Consider the following 6,478-nt stretch of genomic DNA (forward strand, 5'->3'; position numbering starts at 1 on the left):
TCTCCTTTTAGGAGAGAGATTTAGAGAGAGGTTTTCCAGATCCCGTGAAAAGTCAGAACCATTAACAAAGGTAATTTGCTCACAGCAACTTGTCCTTGTTAATTTAGATGGTAGCTGGATTTACGCCGTGCTGTATTAGAATTGGCAGGAAAGTAAAATCTATCTTCCCCCTATAGTGGTAATAATCGTTAAAAGAACAAATACAATTCTATGAGTAAGTTTCAAATCGATATCGACTTCAGCAATATAGATTTAGCTTCCCTTGAGACAGAAGAGGATTTTCAAAGAGAGGCAAGAACATTACTACCAAAGGTACTGGTCAAACTAGGCGAAAGCGTGGGTGAAAAGACTTGGGAAGAATTACAGCAAAAGCTGCAAGGCACTGGAGGTATCAAATCTTCTCCAAGCGAGAAACGCAAGTTTATGCAAGAAACAGCAAGAACTTATCAACGAAATGCCAGTAAGAGAGAAAGGCAAGAACTGGAAGACTATATAGTAGAGCAATTACGCCAGCACAAACGGTAAAGATCCACCTAAGCCTGATGTATGTGTATTCTAATATCATGTTCGCATTATTAGTTATGATTCCCATAGTCATTGCACCCCACACGCCAGTCGCTCATGGGGGAAACCCCCAAGACCGCGCTGGCTCCCCTTAATCCCCTCCCCGCTCTTCGGGAGGGGAGACAAAGCGTAGCTTTGGCGGGGTGGGGTTCTTCAGGTTTAATAAGGAATCAAGCGGACATGATATGACTCAACCATGCTACGGTTACAAAAACTCACAACTATTAACTTGATGGTGACATAACTAATGGAGATGGAACAGGACGATCAATTTGTAACCGTGGTCATTACACAACTTGTTAAACCAGGATGCGAAAACGCTTACGAAGTTTGGTTAAAAGATATTACTAGTGTTGCCAGAACATATATTGGTCACATGGGGACAAATGTAATTCGTCCCCAACTTGGGGTGCGAAATGAATATGTGATTATCTTCCGGTTTGACGGTTATGAAAATTTAAAGGCGTGGATGACATCGCGCGATCGCGAATATTGGCTCAATCAAGGTAAGCATTTGGTTGAATCTGATCCTTATGTTCAACAAATCAGTGGATTAGAAGCTTGGTTTTCTCTTCCCGGTCAACCACTGAAAACTCCACCGCGCTATAAAACAGCATTGCTAACTTGGGTAGCTGTATTTGTGTTGATTAATTTGTTGAGTACGTTTATAGTCCCCCTACTTCGCGGTTTACCACCTTTAATTATTTCGTTGATTGTTACGATTACTATGGTTTTCTTGTTGACCTATGTTGTCATGCCTAGAGTTAGCCGTTTGTTTAGCTTTTGGCTGTATCCTAAATCACGAAAAGTTTAGCGATTGAAATTACAGCAGTTTTCATGTATTTGAACCACATCTGTTGTAGGGGCACAGCAATGCTCATAGGTGTCAACTTAAGCTCAAATGCATGATGCACAGGCGTTTTACCCCCCTTAATCCCCCCTTTCCAAGGGGGGAAACAGGAAATTTAGTTCCCTCCCCTTTCCAAGGGGAGGGTTAGGGCGTGTTTTCAAACTCGTTATATCCTAGAAAAAAGGCGATCGCTGTATAGTCATGATCAACCGAGGAGACGACAGGTACGGAGCAATGGGAGAGGTTAAAATCGTTACTACCATCAGAAAAACCACGAACAGGTAAGCCGAATCATGACCACCGTAGGTTGTGAATGGCATCCTCTGGATACTGAGAACAGGGGCACCGTGGCGAGACCTCCCAGAACGTTAGGAAAGTGGCAGAGTGTGGCCGCAAGGTTTTATCGTTGGCAAAAAGCCGGAATTTGGAACCAAATCTTAGCCCACCTACAAGCGATGCCTGCGGCGGGCTACGCCTACGCTGATTTACAAGGAAGGCTGGACTGGGAAGTTCACTACGTTGATGGAACGGTTATACGCGCCCACGACTCACGCCGCAGGTGGAATATTGGGGCGATGAACACGAAAAACTAGGTCGAACACGCGAGTAGTTTCAGTACAAAAATACACATTCGCTGTGAGGGTAAAGGTAAACCAATAACTTTTATTCTTAGTCCAGGTCAAAGAAATGAGTCAATTTTTCTAGAACAATTGATGGAACAAGGAGCAGTCAAGCGTTCTGGTCGTATCTATGTAGCCGCGACTTTTAGTCGCCCCCGCGAGTAATAAATTAGACTTTAAAAACATCCTCTGAAGTTCATAACCAGATTATGGTAATATTTCGTGCCTGAGAAGTCAAGTTAATAAAAATCGTAAAATTCATATTTTTAATTGCAACTATAGCCCTATTTAATTATTAGTAAACAACGAAATTCCCAACTTCTCTAATAAGTCGGGGATCTGAGTTTTGCGATTTTCAGAAATCAAATAGGATTGCTATATAACACTCTTTTATTACTCTCACTAGAAAATATTTAAAACCTTGTTTCTCCGGCTTTGAAAAAGATTCAAGGTCAGCATCTTATTTTTCTCTTGTCAGAGACATAAAAGAGCGATAAATAAGTGGACAAGAATAAATCAAACTATGTTATGCAATGTAAAACTAATTAAATTCGCTCGTAATATAGCGGTTCTCGTTTGAATGAGGTACACAACCCCACCCCCAACCCCCTCCCCGCAAGCGAGGCTACGGTATACACACAAGTCGAATTACCCCCCTTAATCCCCCCGATATATTGGGGGGAAACAAGAAATCTAATTCCCTCCTGCAACTAGCTTTTCACGTGGATATTCCTTATCAACTTATAAAGGGGGGAAACAAGAAATCTAATTCCCTTCCCTTTATAAGGGGAGGGTTAGGGTGGGGTAAAACCTGCTGGACAAAGATTTCGGTCTCAGATCCTTATGATTATTCAAGGTAGATTCCTATATTCAGCACCTAATCATTATCATCTTTACGCTTATCATAAGGCTCACCTGTAAAAGGTTGTACGCCAATAACAGGATAAGCATCATCATTAGGCCCAAAAATCCGCATTGCAGCTTCAGAAATATACTGGGTTATGTTCGCAATGATTTGGGAAATAGCCATAATATTTGACTCCTTATTTCGAGTCGCTATTAATTGTGATACCTATACTCTAATGCTGATATTCAATGCTGGCTCTAATTCTCAATATATTGAGATTATACGCAATATTTATTTAGATAACTTCGCAATACTTTAGTTTGTCAAAAAGCCAAACTTTTCTCATTAATTCTAATTGTAACATAGTTATTTCTTCAACCCCAGTCTAGGAAAGAGGCTCATAAACAAACTTGCCTTACCAGGATATTATTTTCTTTCATTAGCCACCTTATCCTATTAACATTATTGCTAGCTATTACTATTAAAAAATATTAAGTATTTTATGAAGTTAGTATTAATTTACCTATGAACCTACTGTTATACGGCAATCTCAGAAAATATACTTGCCGGGAGTTGACATTATTTATGGTAAATATTACCATAAATAGAGAAGCATCTTGTAAGGAAGCTCTTGCATGACAACTTTGCCAGATTTGGACTATGTATATAAACAGCAGAGCCAGCAGAACCAGGAACTAAACCTTTCTGCGGATGATTACAGCTTGCTGACCGACCTTTACCAGTTGACGATGGCAGCTTGTTACACAGGCGAAGGTATAGAACAACGACGAGCAAGCTTTGAATTGTTTGTCAGGCGATTACCAGAGGGTTTTGGTTATTTAATTGCAATGGGGCTGACGCAGGGATTGGAATATTTAGCCAAATTCCGCTTTAGTTCCGCGCAAATTGCGGCATTACAGGCAACAGGAATTTTTGCTCACGCAGGCGATCGCTTTTGGTCACTTTTAGCTGAGGGAAAGTTTACAGGTGATGTTTGGGCAGTACCAGAAGGAACAGCCGTCTTTGCCAATCAGCCACTGTTGCGAGTGGAAGCACCACTTTGGCAAGCACAACTTGTGGAAACTTACCTTCTGAATACGATTAATTACCAGACTTTAATTGCCACAAAAGCAGCACGCTTACGGGATATAGCGGGAGAATCAGCAACACTTTTAGAATTTGGTACAAGACGAGCATTTAGTCCTCAAGGGTCTTTGTGGGCGGCGCGGGCGGCGTTGGCAGGTGGGTTAGATTCCACTTCTAATGTGTTAGCAGCGCTACAACTGGGACAAAAGCCAAGTGGTACTATGGCACACGCCCTGGTGATGGCGTTGTCAGCAATAGAAGGCACTGAAGAACAAGCTTTTAGTGCATTTCATCGATATTTTCCGGGTGCGCCATTGTTGATTGATACTTACGATACCGTTGCTGCTGCCGGGCGCTTGGCCGAAAAAGTAAATTCCGGGGAAATGCAATTAACAGGAGTGAGATTGGACTCAGGAGATTTAGTTACCTTATCAAAACAGGTGCGATCGCTCCTTCCCGGTGTGCCAATTTTTGTCAGTGGCGACTTGGATGAGTGGGAAATTGCCAGATTAAAAGCAGCTGGGGCCGAAATTGATGGTTACGGACTAGGAACGCGACTAGTTACAGGTTCGCCTGTAAATGGAGTTTATAAACTTGTAGACATTGATGGTATCCCAGTGATGAAGCAGTCTAGTGGTAAGGTTACTTATCCAGGACGCAAGCAGATTTTTCGCTCGTTTTCGGGAGGTAAGGTAAAAGCAGACAGGTTGGGACTCTTAGGTGAAATTCCTCAAGAAGAAGAACCTTTGTTGCAGTTGGTAGTGCAAGAAGGTGAACGGATACAGCCTTTGGAGTCGTTGGCAACAATTCGTCAGCGTACCGCCGCCTCAGTTGCTAGTTTGCCACAGGAAACACGGCGCTTGGATTATCCGGTGGCTGTAGAAGTGGAAATTTCTGAGGGGTTACGGGTGTTGACTGAGGAGACTAAGAAACGTAGACGCACCAGCGGCTTGCCGTAGGCTACCGCAGAGGCACAGAGAACACAGAGGTAAAATTACTCTTTCGGTATGTCTTAATTACGAATTAGGAATTATTATGAGAGTTGCTTTGTTTGGAACTAGTGCCGATCCGCCAACTGCCGGACATCAAGAAATTCTGAGTTGGTTGTCTGAGCGTTATGATTGGGTAGCGGTTTGGGCAGCAGATAATCCATTTAAGTCCCATCAAACACCCTTAGAACATCGGGCGGCAATGCTGCAACTGTTGATTGCGAATATAGACGCGCCACGGCACAATATTGCTTTAGAACAAGAATTGAGTAGCTTCAGAACACTGGAAACAGTGGAAAAAGCAAAGCTTACTTGGGGTGAAGATGCTGAATTAACCTTGATTATTGGTTCAGATTTACTGAATCAGCTACCACGTTGGTATCGTATTGAAGATTTGTTACAGCAAGTGCAACTACTGATTGTACCGCGACCGGGATATGCAATAGATGAATCTAGTTCAGAGGTAGTGCAAAAGCTGGGAGGGAAAATTGCGATCGCTAGTCTGACCGGTCTAGATGTTTCCTCAACAGCGTACCGCGAACATGGAGATTCTCAAGCCCTCACCGCCCCTGTAGTTGCCTATATTAATCGAGAGCATTTGTACGAATGCCAGGACGTTCACAAAAAAAGATACCAACTCCGTTAAACCAACAACCTTTGGCCGATTTCAAGGTTGGTGTTGATAATGTAATTTTTTCTGTAGATACTGTACAAAATCGGCTGTTAGTTTTATTAGTAATGCGACAGCAAGAACCATTTTTAAATCATTGGAGTCTTCCCGGTACTTTAGTACGTCCAGGAGAGTCTTTAGAAGATGCCGCCTATCGCATTATGGCAGAGAAAATTAAGGTCAACAATCTCTACTTAGAACAACTGTATACATTTGGCGGGCCGAACCGCGATCCACGGGAAGCAATTGATAGTTATGGTGTGCGTTATCTATCAGTTAGTTACTTTGCCCTAGTGCGATTTGAAGAAGCCGAATTAATTGCCGATCGCATGACTGGCATAGCTTGGTATCCGGTAAAACAAGTGCCGCAATTAGCTTTTGACCATAATGAAATCTTGGCTTATGGACATAGGCGGTTGCGAAATAAATTAGAGTATAGTCCGGTGGCTTTTGAAGTCTTGCCAGAAATGTTCACCTTGAATGATTTATATCAGTTATACGCCACAGTTTTAGGTGACAATTTTTCCGATTATTCTAATTTTAGAGCGCGTCTACTCAAGTTAGGTTTTTTATGCGATACCGGAATTAAAATATCACGAGGTGCTGGTCGTCCAGCTAGTTTGTATAAGTTTGATGCCGAAGCTTTTGCTCCCTTAAAAGATAAGCCTTTGGTGTTTATTTAATGAACCGCTACGTGGGATGAGGGGGATGAGGGGGATGAGGGAGATGAGGGAGAGTTAGAATCTTGTTCATCCACCTCGGAACTCCGTTCATCCACCTCAGAACCTCGTTCATCCACCTCGGAACCTTGTTCATCCACCTCGGAACCTCGTTCATCCACCTCGGAACTCC

7 protein-coding genes and 1 pseudogene are annotated in these 6,478 nt (G+C 42.6%); 7 read left to right on the forward strand and 1 reads right to left on the reverse strand.

The window, feature by feature from the left end:
- Positions 1–210 precede the first annotated feature (210 nt).
- From LC574_RS20650 to LC574_RS20665, 4 genes and pseudogenes are all read left to right on the forward strand, one after another.
- Entirely contained in the window at positions 211–525 is a 315-nt protein-coding gene (locus tag LC574_RS20650) for a hypothetical protein (RefSeq protein WP_229455316.1), read from the forward strand.
- A gap of 292 nt (positions 526–817) precedes the next feature.
- Positions 818–1,378: an antibiotic biosynthesis monooxygenase gene (locus LC574_RS20655; RefSeq protein ID WP_229455318.1), complete on the forward strand. Its 561-nt coding sequence runs from the start codon at positions 818–820 to the stop codon at positions 1,376–1,378.
- A 328-nt stretch (positions 1,379–1,706) separates the two neighbouring features.
- Positions 1,707–1,827, forward strand: a pseudogene (locus tag LC574_RS20660) (transposase); the annotation flags it as partial.
- Positions 1,801–2,007 carry a hypothetical protein gene (locus LC574_RS20665; RefSeq protein WP_229455320.1) on the forward strand — a complete coding sequence of 69 codons (207 nt, stop codon included), beginning with the start codon at positions 1,801–1,803 and terminating at the stop codon, positions 2,005–2,007. The pseudogene LC574_RS20660 and the gene LC574_RS20665, both read left to right, overlap by 27 nt.
- Positions 2,008–2,911: 904 nt before the next feature.
- Here the strand turns inward: LC574_RS20665 and LC574_RS20670 are convergent.
- The gene (locus LC574_RS20670; RefSeq protein ID WP_229455322.1) at positions 2,912–3,064 is read right to left on the reverse strand and encodes a hypothetical protein; all 153 of its coding nucleotides are present in this window, start codon (positions 3,062–3,064) and stop codon (positions 2,912–2,914) included.
- 452 nt (positions 3,065–3,516) lie between these two features.
- Between LC574_RS20670 and LC574_RS20675 the strand changes: the two genes are divergently transcribed.
- The 3 genes from LC574_RS20675 (at position 3,517) to LC574_RS20685 (ending at position 6,309) form a co-directional block, all read left to right on the forward strand.
- Positions 3,517–4,926, forward strand: a complete 1,410-nt coding sequence (locus tag LC574_RS20675; protein WP_229455323.1) for a nicotinate phosphoribosyltransferase — start codon at positions 3,517–3,519, stop codon at positions 4,924–4,926.
- A 76-nt stretch (positions 4,927–5,002) separates the two neighbouring features.
- On the forward strand, positions 5,003–5,602 hold the full coding sequence (locus LC574_RS20680) for a nicotinate-nucleotide adenylyltransferase (protein WP_229455324.1): 600 nt from the start codon (positions 5,003–5,005) through the stop codon (positions 5,600–5,602).
- Positions 5,563–6,309 (forward strand): NUDIX domain-containing protein, encoded by a 747-nt coding sequence (locus LC574_RS20685; protein WP_229455325.1) that lies wholly within the window; start codon positions 5,563–5,565, stop codon positions 6,307–6,309. The genes LC574_RS20680 and LC574_RS20685 overlap by 40 nt, the downstream gene beginning before the upstream one ends.
- The last annotated feature ends 169 nt before the right edge of the window (positions 6,310–6,478 follow it).

Source organism: Nostoc sp. CHAB 5715, assembly GCF_020829685.1.
In the GTDB taxonomy this organism is placed as follows: Bacteria; Cyanobacteriota; Cyanobacteriia; order Cyanobacteriales; family Nostocaceae; genus Nostoc.

Coding starts and splice junctions, on each gene's coding strand:
- LC574_RS20650 (WP_229455316.1), top strand. CDS start 211: ATGAGTAAGTTTCAAATCGATATCGACTTCAGCAATATAGATTTAGCT.
- LC574_RS20670 (WP_229455322.1), bottom strand. CDS start 3,064: ATGGCTATTTCCCAAATCATTGCGAACATAACCCAGTATATTTCTGAA.
- LC574_RS20655 (WP_229455318.1), top strand. CDS start 818: ATGGAACAGGACGATCAATTTGTAACCGTGGTCATTACACAACTTGTT.
- LC574_RS20680 (WP_229455324.1), top strand. CDS start 5,003: ATGAGAGTTGCTTTGTTTGGAACTAGTGCCGATCCGCCAACTGCCGGA.
- LC574_RS20685 (WP_229455325.1), top strand. CDS start 5,563: ATGCCAGGACGTTCACAAAAAAAGATACCAACTCCGTTAAACCAACAA.
- LC574_RS20675 (WP_229455323.1), top strand. CDS start 3,517: ATGACAACTTTGCCAGATTTGGACTATGTATATAAACAGCAGAGCCAG.